Source organism: Stenotrophomonas sp. 116085_Sma (assembly GCF_056479585.1).
The window spans coordinates 1,272,868-1,291,114 of record NZ_CM151057.1; the positions used below are offsets into that span (position 1 = coordinate 1,272,868).

Annotated in this window: 17 protein-coding genes; 5 read left to right on the top strand and 12 right to left on the bottom strand. The window is 67.3% G+C overall.

Annotated features, from left to right (window positions below):
* The first annotated feature begins 19 nt into the window (after positions 1-19).
* The 4 genes from ACZK0Z_RS05915 (at position 20) to ACZK0Z_RS05930 (ending at position 4,527) form a co-directional block, all read left to right on the top strand.
* Entirely contained in the window at positions 20-760 is a 741-nt protein-coding gene (locus tag ACZK0Z_RS05915; RefSeq protein ID WP_049430004.1) for a response regulator, read from the top strand.
* A complete protein-coding gene (locus tag ACZK0Z_RS05920) occupies positions 757-2,070 on the top strand; it encodes a sensor histidine kinase (protein ID WP_049430003.1) in 1,314 nt (437 codons plus the stop codon). Before ACZK0Z_RS05915 ends, ACZK0Z_RS05920 begins: the two co-directional genes overlap by 4 nt.
* A gap of 105 nt (positions 2,071-2,175) precedes the next feature.
* Entirely contained in the window at positions 2,176-3,189 is a 1,014-nt protein-coding gene (locus ACZK0Z_RS05925) for a hypothetical protein (RefSeq protein ID WP_049430002.1), read from the top strand.
* A gap of 78 nt (positions 3,190-3,267) precedes the next feature.
* Positions 3,268-4,527, top strand: a complete 1,260-nt coding sequence (locus ACZK0Z_RS05930; RefSeq protein WP_049430001.1) for an MFS transporter — start codon at positions 3,268-3,270, stop codon at positions 4,525-4,527.
* Positions 4,528-4,531: 4 nt separating this feature from the next.
* On the opposite strand, the gene ACZK0Z_RS05935 is transcribed toward ACZK0Z_RS05930, so the two are convergent.
* Positions 4,532-5,479 carry a nucleoside hydrolase gene (locus tag ACZK0Z_RS05935; RefSeq protein ID WP_049430000.1) on the bottom strand — a complete coding sequence of 316 codons (948 nt, stop codon included), beginning with the start codon at positions 5,477-5,479 and terminating at the stop codon, positions 4,532-4,534.
* Positions 5,480-5,631: 152 nt separating this feature from the next.
* Between ACZK0Z_RS05935 and ACZK0Z_RS05940 the strand changes: the two genes are divergently transcribed.
* Positions 5,632-5,952 (top strand): hypothetical protein, encoded by a 321-nt coding sequence (locus tag ACZK0Z_RS05940; RefSeq protein ID WP_049429999.1) that lies wholly within the window; start codon positions 5,632-5,634, stop codon positions 5,950-5,952.
* A 97-nt stretch (positions 5,953-6,049) separates the two neighbouring features.
* Here ACZK0Z_RS05940 and ACZK0Z_RS05945 read toward each other — a convergent pair whose 3' ends face one another.
* The 11 genes from ACZK0Z_RS05945 to ACZK0Z_RS05995 all read right to left on the bottom strand — a co-directional run bounded on the left by ACZK0Z_RS05945 (position 6,050) and on the right by ACZK0Z_RS05995 (position 17,904).
* On the bottom strand, positions 6,050-6,769 hold the full coding sequence (locus ACZK0Z_RS05945) for a GntR family transcriptional regulator (RefSeq protein WP_049429998.1): 720 nt from the start codon (positions 6,767-6,769) through the stop codon (positions 6,050-6,052).
* 56 nt (positions 6,770-6,825) lie between these two features.
* Positions 6,826-8,193: an SLC13 family permease gene (locus ACZK0Z_RS05950; protein WP_197632987.1), complete on the bottom strand. Its 1,368-nt coding sequence runs from the start codon at positions 8,191-8,193 to the stop codon at positions 6,826-6,828.
* 104 nt (positions 8,194-8,297) lie between these two features.
* Positions 8,298-9,218 carry a malonate decarboxylase subunit epsilon gene (mdcH, locus tag ACZK0Z_RS05955; protein WP_197632985.1) on the bottom strand — a complete coding sequence of 307 codons (921 nt, stop codon included), beginning with the start codon at positions 9,216-9,218 and terminating at the stop codon, positions 8,298-8,300.
* Complete coding sequence (gene mdcB, locus ACZK0Z_RS05960) at positions 9,215-10,072, bottom strand: triphosphoribosyl-dephospho-CoA synthase MdcB (protein WP_197632983.1); 858 nt, start codon at positions 10,070-10,072, stop codon at positions 9,215-9,217. The genes mdcH and mdcB overlap by 4 nt, the downstream gene beginning before the upstream one ends.
* The gene (mdcG, locus tag ACZK0Z_RS05965; protein WP_049430052.1) at positions 10,069-10,710 is read right to left on the bottom strand and encodes a malonate decarboxylase holo-[acyl-carrier-protein] synthase; all 642 of its coding nucleotides are present in this window, start codon (positions 10,708-10,710) and stop codon (positions 10,069-10,071) included. The genes mdcB and mdcG overlap by 4 nt, the downstream gene beginning before the upstream one ends.
* Positions 10,703-11,413: a biotin-independent malonate decarboxylase subunit gamma gene (gene mdcE, locus ACZK0Z_RS05970; protein ID WP_197632981.1), complete on the bottom strand. Its 711-nt coding sequence runs from the start codon at positions 11,411-11,413 to the stop codon at positions 10,703-10,705. Before mdcE ends, mdcG begins: the two co-directional genes overlap by 8 nt.
* Positions 11,410-12,318 carry a biotin-independent malonate decarboxylase subunit beta gene (locus ACZK0Z_RS05975; RefSeq protein WP_197619885.1) on the bottom strand — a complete coding sequence of 303 codons (909 nt, stop codon included), beginning with the start codon at positions 12,316-12,318 and terminating at the stop codon, positions 11,410-11,412. The genes mdcE and ACZK0Z_RS05975 overlap by 4 nt, the downstream gene beginning before the upstream one ends.
* The gene (mdcC, locus tag ACZK0Z_RS05980) at positions 12,315-12,635 is read right to left on the bottom strand and encodes a malonate decarboxylase acyl carrier protein (protein WP_049429992.1); all 321 of its coding nucleotides are present in this window, start codon (positions 12,633-12,635) and stop codon (positions 12,315-12,317) included. Before mdcC ends, ACZK0Z_RS05975 begins: the two co-directional genes overlap by 4 nt.
* A 10-nt stretch (positions 12,636-12,645) precedes the next feature.
* Positions 12,646-14,289, bottom strand: coding sequence for a malonate decarboxylase subunit alpha (mdcA, locus tag ACZK0Z_RS05985; RefSeq protein WP_197632979.1), 1,644 nt, complete (start codon positions 14,287-14,289; stop codon positions 12,646-12,648).
* 241 nt (positions 14,290-14,530) lie between these two features.
* Positions 14,531-16,723 carry a TonB-dependent siderophore receptor gene (locus ACZK0Z_RS05990; protein WP_197632978.1) on the bottom strand — a complete coding sequence of 731 codons (2,193 nt, stop codon included), beginning with the start codon at positions 16,721-16,723 and terminating at the stop codon, positions 14,531-14,533.
* A gap of 218 nt (positions 16,724-16,941) precedes the next feature.
* Positions 16,942-17,904, bottom strand: a complete 963-nt coding sequence (locus tag ACZK0Z_RS05995; RefSeq protein ID WP_197632976.1) for an IS110 family transposase — start codon at positions 17,902-17,904, stop codon at positions 16,942-16,944.
* Between the last annotated feature and the right edge of the window lie 343 nt (positions 17,905-18,247).

The window sequence follows — 18,247 nt, forward strand, 5'->3', positions numbered from 1 at the left end:
CGTCTTCATCGAGAACGCAATGAACCACGTACCGCACATCCTGGTCGTCGACGATGACAGCGAGATCCGCCAGATGCTGGCCGACTACCTGCAACGCAGCGGCCTGCGTGTCAGCCAGGCCGATGGCGGCCGTGCGATGCGCGCGCTGATGGATACCCACGCGGTGGATCTGGTGGTGCTGGACGTGATGATGCCCGGCGAGGACGGGCTGAGCCTGTGCCGCAACCTGCGTGCCGGCAAGCATCGCGCGGTGCCGGTGGTGCTGCTGACCGCCCGCGACGATGAAACCGACCGCATCATCGGCCTTGAAATGGGCGCCGATGACTACGTGACCAAGCCGTTCTCCTCACGCGAACTACTGGCGCGCATCAATGCGGTGATCCGACGCACGCAGATGCTGCCGCCGAACCTGCAGGTGAGCGAAGCCGGCCGCCAGTTGGCCTTCGGCGACTGGCGCCTGGATACCACCGCCCGCCACCTGCTGGATGCGCAGGACACCGCCTATCCGCTCAGCGGTGCGGAATTCCGCCTGCTGCGCGTGTTTCTCGACCACGCCAACCGCGTGCTCAGCCGCGACCAGCTGCTCAGCCTTACCCAGGGCCGTGATGCAGAACTGTTCGATCGTTCCATCGATCTGCTGGTCAGCCGCGTGCGCCAGCGCCTGGGCGATGACGCGCGTGAGCCCACCTACATCAAGACCGTGCGCAGCGAAGGCTACGTGTTCAGCGTGCCGGTGCAGTTGCTGGGGCCGGACGAATGAATATCACCGCACGCCGCCCACGCTGGCCGCGCACGCTGTCGGCGCGGCTGCTGCTGGTGCTGCTGGGCGGACTGGCGCTGGCCCACGCACTGTCGTTCGGCCTGCTGTTCTTCGAACGCGACCAGTCCACCCGCAGCATGATGCTGCGCAACCTCGACGAGGATGTGGCCGTGAGCGTCGCGTTGCTGGAACACCTGCCCGCAGACCAGCGCGCGGCCTGGGTGCCGCGGCTGGAGCGGCGCACCTACCGTTACCTGCTGCGCCCGGTTGCGGCCGGACCCGGGCTGCAGACCGATCGCGCACGCCAGGTCACCACGGTCATCGATGACAGCCTGCAGCACCGCTATCCGTTGCAGGCGCGCCAGGTGGCTCGCCTGCCGGAGCGGTTCGAGGTGGAACTGCGCCTGCACGACGGCACCCCCGTGACCATTGAAGTCACGCCGTCGGGGCTGCCGCTGGCGCGTTGGTTGCCCGCCGTGCTGCTGGTGCAGCTGGCGCTGCTGCTGGTGTGCGCGTGGCTGGCGGTGCGCCTGGCCATGCGGCCGCTGCAGCAGCTCTCGCATGCGGTGGAGCATCTGCAGCCGGGCAAGGACGGGCCGGCACTGCCTGAAGATGGCCCTGCGGAAGTGGGCGGCGCGGCGGCCGCGCTCAACGCACTGCAGGCACGCATTCGTGGCCATGTCAGTGAGCGCCTGCAGATCCTGGCCGCGATCTCGCATGACCTGCAGACCCCCATCACGCGCATGAAGCTGCGGGTGGAGGCCCTGCCTGAAGACAGCACCCAGCAGCGGCTGCTGGCCGACCTCGACCACCTGGGGCAACTGGTGCGTGAGGGCGTGGCCTATGCGCGCAGCAGCCACGTCGCCAGTGGCGAGCCAGTGGCGATGGACCTGGGCGCATTCCTGGCCAGTGTGGTCGGCGACTACGAGGACATGGGCAAGCCGGTCAGTGGCGGTGCGCCCGCTGGACTGGTCGTGCAGACCTGGCCGCAGCCGCTGCGACGGGTGGTCGGCAATCTGGTCGACAACGCACTCCGCTACGCCGGTGCCGCCGAGATCGAGGCCGGCCGTGATGACGCCGGCAGAGTGTGGATCTGCATTTCCGACCGTGGCCCTGGCATTCCCGAGGACCAGCTGCAGGCAGTGCTGGCGCCGTTCCACCGGCTGGAAAGCTCACGCAATCGCGATACCGGCGGCACTGGCTTGGGCCTGGCCATCGCGGTGCAGCTGGCGCAGTCGCTGGGCGGCTCGCTGCGGTTGCACAACCGCGAGGGTGGCGGCCTGCGGGCGGAGCTGCAGCTGCCGGGGTAACTGGCGGGACCAGAGCATCCACACATAACGCGGATCCATGGCAATCCTGCACGGCTCCGGGATCGGCGATCATCTGCAGGGAGTGTCGAAATCAGGAAACACGCAATGCAGGGAACGCAGCATTCAATCCGGCGTCCGCGCCACGTCGCGCTGCTGGCAGGTCTACTCGTGCTGGCGGCCTGCCAGCGCACACCGGATGCACCAATCGAGGCACCCGTAGCGGGCACAACCCTTGCCGCCCCGGCCACCGCAACAGACCTCTCTCCGTTGCTGGATGCGCTGCCGACCTGTGCGCTGGACGGCTGGTATATCGACCCTCAGGCCGATCGCCCGGTCCATCCCTGGCTGGCCGCGAACGCGCCGAAACCCTGCAAGGTGGACGAGGAAAACGAGATCGCCACGTTCTGCATGCGTGGGCAATGGAAGGGATTGCCGGTGGAGGAGGTGATCCTGCCGACGATGACGCTCGTTTCGTTCCGCGGGGCGAAGATCGGCCTGCCGTTGGAGACCGCGCGCGTGATCGTTCACCAGCGCTTCGGCCGGGACTTTCCGGGTGGTACGGCTTACGAGCAGGGCAGGGAGCCGAAGCTGATGGCCGATCCCGAGGATGCACAGCGCTCGTGGCTGCTGTGCAGCACACCGGAACCGGGAGACGACCTGGGCAGCCAGGCAGGCGTGAGCTATTCGGGCATGAACCTGCCCTACGACCACAACGGGTGCAGCTATCGCTACAGCCCGGTCGATTTCTGCGATGCGCAGCACGTGGCGCGCATCGAGGAAGCCCTCAGGAACGAGACACCCAACTTCAACCAGCACTACCTGCTGGTGCAGGTCGATGATCGCCCCGAGTTCTTCCAGCGCTCGGTGGTACTGATCGACACCCGTACCGGACGCGCCACGCCATTGCCGATCGATGCTTTCACCGGGCCGGCGGGGAAGGGCGGAGACGCTACCCGCTATGGGACCCTGGACACGGGCGTGGACCAGCAGCAGTTCTGCCTGGATGGCGCGTTGCTTGTCTATCGCGCGTTTGAGGAGGGGCGGTTCTGCTTCGGCTTTGACGGTGAGCGCTTCACCGGGCATGAAACCCAGTACATGCAGCCGATGGATGGCCGATGACCGGCATTTCACCCCGGCCGTGACACCCTGCCTGGCACCTGCACCCACGGGAACGAGGCTGTTGAAGGCGAACACGCAATGACCGCGGCGCGGCAGCGCTCGATGTGGGTGGCCGGCCTGTCCACGGTAGTGGAGTGGTACGACTTCACCCTGTACCTGTACTTCGCCACGGTGCTGTCGCGGGTGTTCTTCGGCGGTGGCGAGCAGGCGCTGCTGGTGACACTGGCCGGCTTTGCGGTGTCCTACCTGATGCGCCCGCTGGGCGCGCTGTGTTTTGGCCATCTGGGCGATCGGCTCGGCCGGCGCTGGATGCTGCTGGCGTCGATGGCGTTGATGGCAGCGGCGATGCTGGCTACCGCGCTGCTGCCGACCGCCGCCACCGCCGGCGCCACCGCCGGCGTGCTGCTGCTGGTGCTGCGCTGCGTGATGGCGTTTTCGGTGGGCGGCGAATACACCGGCGTGGTGGCCTACCTGCTGGAAAGCGCACCCGTGCGGCGACGAGGCCTGGTGACCTCGCTGGCATCGGCCGCCAGTGAAGTGGGCGCGCTGCTGGCGGTGGCGATTTCCGCGCTCACGGTCGCGCTGCTGCCCGCCGCGCAGCTGGACAGCTGGGGGTGGCGCATTCCGTTCTTCGTCGGTGCCGCGCTGGCGCTGGTGATCCTGGTCGCGCGCTCGGGCATGCACGAATCGCCCGAGTTCGAGCGCCAGCGGCGCGAGGGCAGCATTCCCGCCACGCCGTTGCGGCATGTGCTGCGCAACCATCCGGCAGCAGTGGCGCGCACCTTCGCGATCTCGGCGCTGGGTTCGATCACCTACTACGTGGGCATCACCTACGTGCCGGCATTCCTGCATGCGCAGGGCCACGACGAAGGCGACGCGCTCTGGTTGTCGACGATTGCGGCGGTGGCGGTGATTGCGATCACCCCGCTGTGCGGCGCCTTGTCCGACCGCGTGGGGCGCCGGCCGATGCTGCTGGGCCTGACGTTGCTGGCGGCGCTGCTGCCGCTGTCGCTGTTTGCGTGGATGGCGCAGGCTTCGGTGTGGGGCATCGCGCTGGCCGCGGTGCTGCTGGCCTGCGTGGCCGGTGGTGTAAGTGCGGTCGCGGCCCCGGCCACGGCCGAGCAGTTCCCGGGCGAAGGCCGGGTCAGCGGGTTGGCACTGGGCGTGACCATGGCCACCGCGGTGTTCGGCGGCGCGACACCGTGGCTGGCGCAATGGTGGGTGGAACGCAGCGGCTGGGCGGCGGCGCCGGGCGCGATGATCGCGCTGGTGGCGGTGCTGGTGCTGCCGGTGCTGTGGACCCTGCCCGAGACCGTCCCGGGCAGGGCCAGACGCTAGCCGATCAGACCTTCAGGGTCTGCTCGATGTCGGCCAGTACCGCGGCCGCATCCACGCCGATGGCGACGGACTGCAGCACGTGGCCATCCCACACGCTGGGGCCGAAGCCCATGCCTTCCGGCTTCGGAATGGTCATGCCACGGGCAACGCCGTCGGTGGCCACGCGCACGCTGGCACGTTCGAACTGGAACAGCTCCGGGCGGGTCAGCGCGATGCAGGCGCAGCAGTCGTGCACGACCATGCCCTTGTGGCCAGCCTGCAGGTAGAAGTCCACGTAGTCCTGCGACAGCGCACGCACCAGCTCGGCGTCGGTACCGCCGAGGGCGGCCAGCTTGTCCAGGCCGTCGCGGTCCATTTCCACGCGGGTGGTCACGTCCAGGCCGATCGCGGTGACCGGCCAATCGGTGGTGAACACCACATCGGCCGCTTCGGCATCGCCCCAGATGTTGGCCTCGGCGGCCGGGGTGATGTTGCCGTTGACGTGGAAGGCGCCGCCCATGATCACCACGCCACGTACAAGCCCGGCGATGTCCGGCGCCTGCTGCAGGGCCAGGGCCAGGTTGGTCATGCGGCCCACGGCGACCAGGGTCACTTCGCCCGGATGGGCGCGGACCAGGTCGATGATCAGCTGCGCGGCGGAGCGCGCATCAGCGGCCACGTCCAGGCTGGCCGGCACCGGGTGGTTGCCCAGGCCGTTGTGGCCGTGGATGTGCACCGGCCAGGCTTCCGGGGTGGCTTCCGGCTGCAGCGGGCCTGCGGCGCCGCGTGCGACCGGGGCGGCAAAGCCCCAGGCCTGCTTCAGGTACAGCGCGTTGTGCGTGGTCGACTCCACCGAGGCGTTGCCGAAGGTGGTGGTGACGCCGATCAGGTCGATCTGCGGGTGCTTGTGCAGGTACAGCAGGGCCAGGGCGTCGTCGACGCCCGGGTCGGTATCGAAAATGACTTTCAGCATGTTGTTGTTCTTCTTCTTCCGTGTGGTGCGGGGGGCGCCGGCGGCCCGGAGACAGGCCGGCGCGCCCTACATTGTCCCATCTTCATGACAGGCAGGGCCAATGCCGGCGCGGCGGGCCATAATGCCCCCAGGTCCTGGCACGGAACTGCCGCATGCTGATCGTTGCCCTTCTGCTGGTCCTGCTGGTGCTGGGCCTGAACGTGGTAGCCACCGTGGTCATCATCAGGCGCGACGGGCTTTCGGCGGGCGGCCGGACGGTGCAGCTGTTGCTGGTCTGGTTGTTGCCGCTGGTGGGCGCAATCCTGTGCATGGCGGTAGCCACCGCCGATGGCTCGGGAAGCCGCGGGGAGGGGGGCGCAAGCTACGACAGCTCCGGTGGGTATTCCGGTGACAACTACAGCCATCACAGCCACGGCAGCTCCGACTGCAGCAGTGATGGGGGGAGTAGTGACAGCGGCAGCTGCGGCGATTGAAGCCCGGCGCCCGGCTGTAGCGCCGAACCATGCTCGGCGGCTTCTACCGCTCGCGTCGGGTGCCAGCCGAGCATGGCTCGGCTCTACAGAAGCCTGCTCAGCCGCCGCCCTCGGTCGGCAACGGCGCTGGCACGTTCAACAGGCCTCCCGCGGCCACATAGGCGGCCAGCGCCTGGCCCTGGCTGAGCAGGTGGCGCTCCATGGTGCGTTCGGCCGCGGCGGCATCGCGCTTGCGGAAGCATTCCATCAGTTCGCGGTGCTCGGCCAGCGACTGCGCGGTACGGCCCGGGGTCAGCAACTGGCGGCCACGGTGCATCTTCAGGATGCGGTGCAGGTCGTGGGTGATGCGGATCAGCCACGGGTTGCCGGCATAGTGCTGCACGGTTTCGTGGATGAGGTAGTTGTTGCGGTAGTACTCGGCGATATTGCCCTCGGCCGCAGCCGTTTCCATCGCCGAATGCAGGTCTTCCAGCCGCTGTACCCCAGCATGATCGATATGCCTGACCGCTTCATGCGCGCAGCGGCCTTCCAGCATCGCCATCACCGGGAACAGCTGGTTGAGATCTTCCAGCGTAAGCCGGGTGACCCGCGCGCCACGACCGGCATCGATCTGCACCAGGCCTTCGGCGGCCAGCAGCTTCAGCGCTTCGCGCAGCGGCGTGCGGCTGATGCCCAGTTCCTCGCACAGCGCGGGCTCGTCAATCCACTCGCCCGGCGGCAGCCGGTAATCGTAGATGTGCTCGCGCACGTGTTCGGCCACCTCTTCATACAAAGGGGCGCGCTTCTTCGGGGACCGTGGAGCAGGGGCAATGGCCATGCGCAGAGTGTAACGCCAGGTCGCGCCGGCCAGCGGCCGGCACGACCGGGTAGCGGCTACATCCAGCCCGGTACCACGAACACCAGCCAGGCCAGCAGCGGCCCCAGCGCGACCACCAGCCCGCTGTAGACCAGGAAACGACGGAACAGGGTTTCGCGCTCTTCCTTCGCTGCCGATGCCACCACCAGGGCGCCATTGGTCGAGAACGGGCTGACATCGACGATGGTGGACGACACTGCCAGTGCACAGATCACGCCGGCCGCGCTGAGGTGGCCCTGCATCAGGAACGGCACCGCCAACGGAATCGTGGCGCCCAGTACTGCGGCCGATGAAGCGAATGCAGAGACGATGCCGCCGACGTAGCAGACCAGCAGCGCACCGAGCAGCGGGATTCCGATGTCGGACACGCCGTTGCCGATGAAATCCACCGCGCCGGCATGTTCCAGCACGCCGATGTAGGTCACCACGCCGCAGATCAGCAGCACGGTGGACCAGCTGATGCCATCGACCGCGCCCTTCTGGCTCTGCGGTGACAGCAGCGCCAGCGCCACCGCCACGGTGATCGAGACCAGGCCAACGTTGAGGTTGTAGATCAGCGCAGCAACGCCCAGGCCCAGCAGGCCGATCAAGGTGAACAGCCGCTCGCGGGTCAGGTTCACTGCATCCAGCGCCGCCGGATCATTGGACAGGGTGCCCCCGCCAGCGGCAACCAGCGCGCCGTGGCCTTCGATGGCGAACTGGCGTGACGATGCCTGCGGGCCGCCGGCCATTGCCAGTTCGGCAGTGCCGATCGTTCCGGCCGCGGTGATCGAGCCACGCCGCAGCAGGGCAATACCGCCGAACGCGAAGAAGCAGATCGTGGCCATCATGAAGTTGAAGCCCAGGCTGGTCAGGAACACCGCCATCTCAGTCACTTCCAGCCCGGCTTTCTGCACCACGCCGTTGGTGATGCTGCCGTACACGCTGATCGGCGAGAAGCCGCCGGCCTGCGCACCGTGGATCACCAGCAGGCCCATCATCAGCGGGTTGATGTTGTATTGCTTGGCAAAGCGCAGCGCGACCGGCCCGATGATCGCCACCGCGGCGGGACCGAGTGCGCCGAAGGCAGTGAGGACCGCGGTGATGACGAACATCACCCACGGAATGGCCACGATATGGCCACGTACCGCTTTCACCGCCCAGTGCACCAGCAGGTCGATGATGCCGTTCTTCTGCGCGATGGCGAACAGGTAGGTGATACCGACCAGGGTCAGGAACAGATCGCCGGGGAATCCGGCCAGGACCTCCTTGCCCCCCATGTCGACCCACAGCCCGCCGATGATGAAGGCCAGCGCGAAGGCGACAGCACCCATGTTGATCGGCATCGCGGTGGCGACGATGAACATGATCACCAGGCCGATGATCGTTGCGATTTGTGGACTCATGCGCCCTCCCAGACACGTGACTCACTTACAGCGCGGATGGAGACCCGCCATCCCGGGGTAAGGCGACGTACTGCGTGTTGCGTGATACGTACTGCTCGAACCCGTTACTGCAGCCGTTCCAGCGCGCTGCGGACCCATGCCGCGGCGCCGTCCAGGCTCTGGAACTCTTCCACCGCGCGCACTTCACAGCACGGATAGTCGGACGCGACCATGCGCGCCAATGCGTTGCCCGGGCCCAGCTGCAGGAACACCCGCGCGCCGCGCTCGAAGGCCTGGCGCATCACCTGCGCCCATTCGATGGTCTGGGCCAGCTGTGCCGACAGGGTGTGCACCGCTGCGGCGCGATCACGTACCGGTCGTGCATCGATACCGGCCAGCAGCGGCAGGCGCGGGGCCTGCAGCGCGGAGGCATCAAGGGCCGCAGCGAACGGTGCGACCGCCGCTGCCAGCAGCGGTGTGTGCGCCGGAACGTGCACCGGCAGCGGGCGGATGTCCGCCCCCTGTGCACGCGCTGCATCGGCAAGGCCCTGCAGCGAGGCGGCCCTGCCGCCGACGATGAAATGATCCTGGCCGTTGGCGATGGCCACGTATGCGCCCTGCGCATCGCAGAGTGCCTGCAGGCTGCGGCGGTCCAGGCCGAGCACCGCCTGCAGGCCTGCATCGGCGGGACTGGCGCTATCCATCAACTGCGCGCGCCGAGCTGCGAGGGCCAGGCAGGTGGCGGCATCAACGCTGCTGGCGATCGCATGCGCGGCCAGTTCACCGATGCTGTAGCCGGCCACCAGCACCGGTGCTGGCACCGCCTCGCGAAGTCCCAGCCAGTGCGCGAGGCTGGCTGCACACAGCAGGGGCTGCGCGAGTGCATTGTCGAAGCGCGATTCGTCAGCGGCCGCCGCGAACACGTCGCGTCCAAGCAGTGTGCTGGCAGCCTCAAGTACGTTGCTCGCGGCAGGCAGCTCGCGCACGCGCTCGAACATCGCGGCGTGCTGCGCGCCTTGTCCGGGGCAGAGCAGGGCAAGGCTCATACGCCCTCCTGTTGCAGCAGGAACCAGCTGCAGGCCAGCAGATCAGCACTGCCACCGGGGCTCAGGCGGCGTGCGACGAAGCGCTCACCGATGCCGTGAAGGCGTGCCTGCCAACCGACTGCGAAGGCACCGCCGCTTTCCAGAAAGCCACGTGCCTGCTGCTGGGCCCAGTGCAGGCCTTCGGCGCCGCCACGGTGCAGCAGGTTGAGGTCATCGATCTGCGCGACCAGCTGCATCAGGGTCTGGCATAGCGCCGCATCGTGCGTCAGGCCTTCCTCCAGTGCATGACGCAGCGTGGGCATCGCCAGCTCGCGCAGCACCGGGTAGCCGGCCGCCGCCTGCTCGCGTACGCCCGGCACGCGGTGGCGCATACGTGCCCGCTGGCCCGGGCTGCTGGCATCCAGTGGCGCGCTGGCGAAGTCGGCTGCCCAGTGCGGCACGGCCAGGCACACCTGTGCAGCCGAACCCGCATGGCCGTGCAGTTGGCGGTAGCGTGCCGATGCAGCGACCAGCAGGCCCAGGCTGAAGATTGCACCACGATGGGTATTGATGCCGCCGGTGGCCCGCAGCATCGCGGCCTCGGCGGCCAGCCCATGCATGCGCAGGACCGCGAAGGGCGCATCGTCGACGCCAGCATGGGCGATCGCGGTGAAGTAGTGGCGCAGGGCAAACAGGCTGCGCAGGAAGGTGCCGGCGTCCATGTCGTCATGGCTGCCGGTATCAAAGGGGGTGACCAGCCCAGGCTTGGGTGTGCAGGCCAGTTCGGCGTGCAGGCTGGCGATGGCCAGGCGGCCCAGTCGCGCGCTGTCCACGGGGGGGCGACAGGGCCGCTCGGCGTGGACGACGGCGTTCATGCGGCCACCCCGTTGGCGATGAACAAGCGATCGCGGGCTTCCAGCGCAGCACCATCCACACGCTTGACCAGTACCTCGCGGCTGCATCCGGCGTACTCGCGCCAGTTCACCGCGCCACCGTCGGCCAGGCACAGCTCGCCATCGACGCGGCGCGCGTGCGTGCGTTCCCAGTCCTGCAGGCGCTCGACCAGGGCATCGGCCTGGCCTGCGGCCCTTATCTGCCACAACAGATCGATGTCCGAGCGCGGATGCACATACGGCAAACCGCTCAGATGCTGCCAGGCGAATGCACCGAACACGCGTGCCGGTGCCAGCCGCTGCATCGCCTGCAGTGCGCTTCGCCAGTCGTCGGGTACGCCGCTGGCAACGACCTCGTCCAGCGCGGGCGGTGGCTGCAGTCGACGTGCCTCGTGCGGAGCCACGCGCAGCGCCAGCCGCAGCTTGCCCTCGCTCGGCGGCAGCGGCACCCCCAGGCGCAGGCGCGGGTCGGGGTCATCCGCGGCGCGGCGCGCCACCATTGCAGGCAGGCCCTGCGCGAACCACGCCGCCAGGCGGGGTTCCTGCGCAGCCACGTCGGCGCGCCAGTCGGCGTGGGCCGACAACCAGGCCAGGGTGTGGCGGGCGGGCTGCTCAGGCATCGCCGCGGGCCACCGCATCGGCAACATCCGCCGCCAGTGCACGACCGCCGCGCTGTGCAGCCAGCGCGGCGCGCGCATCGCCGTCGCTGGGTGTGCGCAGCGCCTGCAGCAGGTGCTGGGCACGATCGCCATCCCACAGCGATTCCACCGCACCCATCGCCACGTAGTTGGCCACACCCGGTGCGAACACCGGTGAGCTCTGGCTGAGCGCCTGCAGTTTTTCCAGCGGCTGCTTGGTCACTCGCGCCATCGCACGTATGTCCATCACGCGTACCTGTGCATCGGGCAGGGCATGGATGTGGTCGGCCATCAGGCCGAAGGACAGGAATCCGCCGCTTACCGATTCGCCGTACACCAGGGTGACCAGGCGCGCGCCACGGCGGCGGGCCAGGTCGAGGGTTTGAGCCAGGTGCGCGAAGTAGCCATTGATGCCCAGCAGTTCATCGCGACGGGCCAGGCGCTGGCCGGCGGTGTCGACCAGCATCACGATCGGCCGCTGCGGGTGCGCGGCGGTGCTGGCAAGCACGGTCCCGGCCAGCGCCAGCGCGTGGTCGACGCCGACCTCGATGCGGTCGGTGGTGCCGATCACGGTCACCTCGCCATCCTCGGTGGTGGCCGTGCCGGTCAGTACCGAGTCGTGGATGTCGATGTGGTGGCCGCGCGGGAAGAGTGCATCGAGCAGGGACTGCAGCGGTGCGCTCATGGCAGCCTCCGGTCGGCGGTGGCGGCAAGGAAGGCGTCGGTGTCCAGTAGAGGCAGTCGTTCGGGCTCGGCGATGCCCTGCCAGGCCCAGATTTCCAGCCCATCACGGCAATCGCCCCAGGCCTGCACGCGGGCTTTCAATGCCGCATGGCGTTCCTGCAGCGCGGCCAGTGCAGCCTCGGTATCGGTGCTGGCGGCATCGGGCTGCAGCGCATCGCCTGCGGCCTGTGCGAAGGCTTCGATGGCGTCGGGTACCAGCACCTGCGCCTGGTCGATCAGATAGCGGTGCTTGCCACCGGTCACGCGCCAGACCAGCGCGCGGTCACGCGAGTCGAATTCCTCCACGCCGCGTACGGTCTCGATCACTTCCGGCCCGGACAGCGACAGCCGGCCTTCCTCGGACATGATCACCGTGGTGCAGCAGCGGGCGACGATGCCCATGCCGCCGAATGCGCCGTTGCCGCTGCCGATCAGCGCGACGACCGGTACGCCGGCCGCGCGTGCGCCAAAGGTCGCACGCATGATTTCGGAGATCGCGATCAGCCCGGCATTGGCTTCATGCAGGCGCACGCCACCGGTATCGAGTAGCAGCAGCACGCCATCGGGGCGGGTTTCCGCCGCGCGACGCAGCAATCCGGTCAGCTTGGCACCGTGTACTTCGCCCACGCCACCGCCCATGAACTGCCCCTGCTGCGCGGCCAGCAGTACGCGCTTGCCGCGCAGCGTGGCTTCGCCCACCACGACGCCATCGTCGAACGCGGCCGGCTGGTCCAGCTGGGCCAGGTGCGGGCTCATCGTCCTCCGCGCCGGGCCAAGGAATTCGCGGAACGAACCGGCGTCGACCAGTCCGGCGATGCGCTCGCGCGCATCGGCTTCGTAATAGCTGTGGCGCTGTACGTGGCTCATGGCGTGCCCCCGGCCAGCAGGGTTTCCACGGCCTGGTCCAGGCGCAGGCTGACTACCGCCGGGGTCGCACCGGCATCGTTGATGGATACGCGCACGTCGCGCAGCGGATGGCGCTGGGCGAAATCGGCGATCACCGCCTGCCAGATGGTGCCGAAGCCCTGCGCGGCGGTGATGATGCGCACGGTCATTGCGCCGTCCAGATCATCCGGTTCCAGCAGGATTTCCAGGTTGCCCGAGGCCAGCACGCCCACCAGCACCGCATCGCGCGGGAAGTGCACAGCGGTGCGGCCGTCGAATCGATAGTCGAGGGTTTCCATGCTCTTTCCCTTACCAGTTGCGGAAGCGCTTGGGCGGGTCGTACAGGCCGCCGGACCAGCGCACCAGGTCCTTCACCGAGCGCGCGGCCAGCAGGTCGCGGCTGGCATCGCGCGGCGAAATGCCCAGATCTTCCGGGCGGCGGATCACGCCACGGTCGCGCAGGTTTTCCACCATCGCGCGGTCGCGGCCAAGGCCGACGGCGGTGTAGCCGGATACGCCGCGGATCGCCTGTTCGCGTTCTTCCGGCGTGCGGCACAGCAGCAGGTTGGCGATGCCTTCCTCGGTCAGTACGTGGCTGACGTCGTCGCCGTAGATCATTACCGGCGGCAGCGGCATCTGTGCGCGCTCGGCCAGTTCCCAGGCGTCAAGACGTTCAACGAAGGCCGGTGCCATGTGCTCGCGGAAGGTTTCCACCATCTGCACCACCAGCTTGCGCCCGCGCGGCATTTCGCCAGGGCGGGCGGCCTGCTGGCCGGCCTTGGTCCAGGCATCGCTGGCGTGGCGGCGACCGCGTGCATCCGAGCCCATGTTCGGCGCGCCGCCAAAGCCGGCGATGCGGTCGCGGGTGGCGGTGGAGCTGTTGCCCTGCAGGTCGATCTGCAGGGTGGAGCCGATGAACATGTCGCAGGCGTACAGGCCGGCAGTCTGCGAGAACGCGCGGTTGGAACGCATCGAGCCATCGGCGCCGGTGAAGAACACATCGCCACGGGCAGCGATGTACTTCTCCATGCCCAGTTCCGAACCGAACGAGTGCACCGACTTCACGAACCCGGATTCAATGGCCGGAATCAGCGCCGGATGCGGGTTCAGTGCCCAGTGCTGGCAGATTTTTCCCTTCAGGCCGAGTGACTCGGCGTAGGTGGGCAGCAGCAGTTCGATCGCGGCGGTGTCGAAGCCGATGCCATGGTTCAGGCGGTTCACGCCGTACTCGGCGTAGATGCCCTTGATCGCCATCATCGCCATCAACACCTGGATCTCGGAAATCTGCGCCGGATCGCGGGTGAACAACGGCTCGATATGGTTCGGCTTCGGTGCCTGCACCACGAAGTTGACCCAGTCGGCGGGTATATCGACGCGGGGCAGGGTGTCGACGATCTCGTTGACCTGGGCGATGACGATGCCGCCCCGGAACGCAGTGGCTTCGACGATCACCGGGGTGTCCTCGGTGTTCGGGCCGGTGTAGAGGTTGCCGTGGCGGTCGGCGGCCTGCGCCGCCACCAGGGCCACGCGCGGGGTCAGGTCGATGAAGTACCGGCCGAACAGCTCCAGGTAGGTGTGGATGGCGCCGATCTGGATGCGCCCTTCGGCCACCAGGTTGGCCAGCCGCACCGACTGCGGACCGGAGAAGGAGAAATCGAGCCTGGAGGCGACGCCGCGCTCGAACACATCCAGGTGCGAGGGCAGCGACAGCACCGACTGCACCATGTGCAGGTCGTGCACCCGTGCCGGGTCGAGGCCGGCCAGCACCTGGGCCAGGAAGTCGGCCTGCTTCTGGTTGTTGCCCTCCAGACAGACCTTGTCACCCGGCTCCAGCAGCGCGTGCAGCAGTTCGCGCACGTCGTCGGCCGCGACCTGGTGCCCGCGCGCCCACGGCACGGCACGTTCCAGGCGCGCCTGGCGGCTGCGTTCCAACGTATCCCAGCTCGGGTTCATCGACCGGCGTCCGATTGGCGTTGTAATAATTACGGCATAATTACGACGTGGGGTGCAACTCGCAGTGCAGCAAAAGGAAGGGCCCGCGCGGAGGCGGGCCCTTTCGTGTTGCCTGGGGTCAGAGCCCTTTTCTGCGGAAAGGGATCCGACCCCGGGGCGCATCTACCGTGTCGACCAAGGTCGACACCTACCGGCGGCAGCGCGGATCTGCGGCCGGTAGTCCGGCCGCCTCGCAGCTGCCTCAGAACGTCCAGCGCAGGCTGGCCGACACGAATCGCGGCTCGCCGAAGTTGTTGTAGTCCAGGTTGGCCCAGTAGGTCTTGTCCAGCGCATTGCGCACGCTCAGCGTCGCCGTCCAGTTGTCGCTGATGCGGTAGTTGGCGTTGAACTGCACCAGCGAGTACGCCGGCTGGTTGACCGTGACCGTGCCGCCCAGCGGGTAGGCGATGTTGTAGCCCTGTACCTTGCTCTGCCACTGCACGCCGCCACCGATGCTCAGCCGTTCCAGCGCGCCGCGCAGCTGCAGCTGCGTGTTGAGCTGCAGCAGATCCTTGGGCGGGTTGGCGTACAGCAGGTCGGTGGCGGCGCGGGTCACTTTGACGTGGGTGTAGCCGGCGTTGACCGTCCAGCCCGGCAGGATCTCGCCGTTGACGTCCATCTCCCAGCCGCGCGCCTTGGTGCCGTTGACGCCGATGTAGGCCGAGGTGCCATCGCTCAGCGAGCCTTCCGGCACGCCCATGTCACGCACCGCGTAGTTGTCCTGCTTGGCTTCGAACACGGCGGCATTGGCGGTCAGGCGGCCATCGAACCACTGCGTCTTGATGCCCGCCTCCAGGTTCGAGCCCTGTACCGGTGCCAGCAGGTTCTCGTTGCGGTCCTTGTAGTTCTGCGGATTGAAGATCTCGGTGTAGCTGGCGTAGGCCGACACGTTGGGGGTGATGTCGTAGACCAGGCCCACGTACGGAGTGACTTCATCGCTCACCTTGTAGGCGCCGCTGGTGCCGGTATATGCGCCTGCCGCGTTGTAGGAGCGGCTGAGGGTTTCCCAGCGGCTCAGCCGCGCACCGGCAATCAGCGACAGCGGATCGGCCAGGCGCAGGCGGGTGGCCAGGTAGACGCCACTCTGCGTGGTCTTGGCGACGCGACGTGCGCCGGTGCGACGGTAGGTCACTTCGGAGATGTCGCCGTTCCAGCTGTACACATTGGGGATGTAGTAGCAGCGTTCGCTGCCACAGCGCGCCCAGTCGGTCGGGTAGTTCAGCGCCAGGGTGTTGGTGGTGCCTTCCAGGTCCGACCACTGTGCGCCGAGGGTCACGTCGTGATCACGGCCGAACAGATCGAAACTGCCGGCCAGGTAGGCATCGACATTACGGCGGGTGTCCTTGGAATCACCGGCGGCCGCGCGCAGGAAGATGCCCGAGCCGGTCACCGGGTCCGGGTTGCCGGTGCCGTACAGGCGCACGTTCTGTACGTTGCCACGGGTGTAGGCGGTGTTGATCTTCAGCAGCCAGTTGTCACCGAAGCGCTGTTCGAGGTTGGCGAACGCGGTGTTGCTCTCGCGCTTCCAGTAGCTCCACTTCGGCGACAGGTTGGTCGAACGCGGCAGGTGGGCGAAGTTGCCCTGGTTGTCGAAGAACGGCACGGTGCCCCAGGTCGAGCCGGTCGGGTTGTTGTCCTGGCTCTGGTAACCGAGGGTGATCGTCGTGCTGTCGGTGACGTCGCCCTCCAGCACCGCCATGCCGGCCATCTTGTTCTCGTCGTAGCGGTCGTAATACAGGCCACGATCGGTATAGGCGGTGACCACGCGGCTGCGGAAACGGCCGTCATCCGTCAGCGGTGCGGTCACGTCCGCCTCCATGCGCCGATAGTCCCAGCTGCCGGCGCTGACCGCGAACGAGGCATCGAACTCCTTGCCCGGGCGCTTGCGCAGCAGGTTCACCGTGGCCGACGGCACGCCGGCGCCACTGAGCAGGCCGTTGGCGCCGCGGATCACTTCGATGCGGTCGTAGAAGGCGGTGTCGTATTCCTGGTTGGTCGAACCGCTGTAGGTCGGGATGCCGTCGACCTGGAAGTCAGTGATGGCGAAGCCGCGTGCGTAGTACAGCGGGCGCTGGGTGTCATAGAAGGACACGCTGACGCCGGTGACGTTGCGCATCACGTCGTTGATGCTGAACAGCGATTCGTCCTGCAGGCGCTTCAGGCTGATCGCAGTGGCCGACTGCGGGGTTTCCTGCAGCGTGATCGGCAGGCGGGTGGTGCTGGATGGCGGAGCGGACTGCTCGGCATGGACGCTGACCCGGTCCAGGGTCTTGGCATCGGCGGCGCCATCGGCCGCAGCGAACGCACTGGCTGCGGCCAGCAGGGACAGCGACGAAAGCAGGGCAGCCGGCAGCAGCGCGCGGCGGGGCAGGCGGTTGGGCAGGGTCGGAAACATGGTGGGCTCGAAGCTCGGAAGCGGGGGAAGGGCGGCAACAGTCGTCAAGCACCCGGGGCGGCGGCTTCGGGCACATCAGGTCCATCTGGGAGGGGCGCGGTCACTGCGCAGGGTGCAAATGTAAATACTTCTTAACAACATTACAATTCGCGTTATTGTGCGCAGGGTTCCCGGCACGGGGCATCGCTTTCTGTAGAGCCGAGATCCTATGTTCGCGGTCAAGCCTGCTGGAAGCAGGCTTGACCCACTTTCAGCATGGCTGGGTCAAAGTCCCGACCGCTTTTGAAGACCCCCCAGGCGATCCTGGCCAGCTTTCTGGCCAGGATGTTAAAACTGGCGGTACTGCTGTGGCCACGTTCGCGGATGGCCGTATAAAGGGCTTTGCCGCCTTTGGATCGGGTCAGGCCCATGGCCGCCATGTAGAGGATCTGGCGCAGGCTGGCGTTACCACGCTTGGACAGGCGCCGTCTGCCGATCCGCGCACCGGATTCGTTGGGTCGCGGATCCAGACCGCTGCAAGCAATCCAAGCGTCTGAGCTGGTCAAGGGCCAGCGCGTGATGTGATGGGTGATGAAGGCCGCAACCGTCGGTCCGATCCCCGGGATGGTCATGATCCGCCGATACAGGTCGCGCTGTTCACCGCTGCGGCACAGTTGCTGAATCTGTTGGTCGAGCATGGCAATGGCCTCTTTCAGACCAACGAAGATGCGCCCAAAGATGGCCGACTCCGACGCTCCCGCGCCTAGCGAGAGATTCAACTTCGCCTTGCTCCGGACCAGGCTGTCGCGTTGCTGGAGTAGCACATGCAGCTGCTCCTGGGCAGGTGAACGGGCGACATGCTCATGCAGATTGTCGGCCTCCTTAGCGATGTAACGCGCGATAACCTGCGCGTCACCTGAGTCGGTTTTGCCGCGGCAGGCCACGCCCTTGGCGTAATGTTTGATGTCGCGCGGATTGAGCACAAAGACGGCGTGCCCGGCCTTCTGGGCAGCTTGAACCACAAGCTCGTGGTAGCGATTGGTTGCCTCCACTCCAATGCGAGATCTGGCCGGCAGGCCGGACACCCACTTAGTGATGGCCGACGCTGAATTGGTGATGCGGGCGCTGCCCTTGGTGCCGTGACAGGCCACCACAAGGGTCTTTGAATCGGCATCGATGCCGACGGCCAAACGATCTGACATCTGAGCAACTCCCAGCTATTGTTGAGGGGCTGGGGTGGTACCGCACCACGTTGCCTTGCCTACATCGGCGGTCCTCAAAGGCCGCTAGATCCTTTATCGACGTTAAGGTGCGGGATGGGGATCGCTCGGCTCGTCTGTCGGCTGGTACCCGCAGATATCATGTTGACGGTCCCTCCACCCTGGCTCCTACATACCTCGTAGGAGCCGGGAGGAACATACAAGCCATGCTCGGCTGCTTTTTGCCGGAGCCGAGCATGGGCTCGGCTCTACAGGCGGTGGCCCGCCCAAACGCAAACGGCCACCCGAAGGTGGCCGTCCGTCTGCATCTCAAGGAACGCGCAGG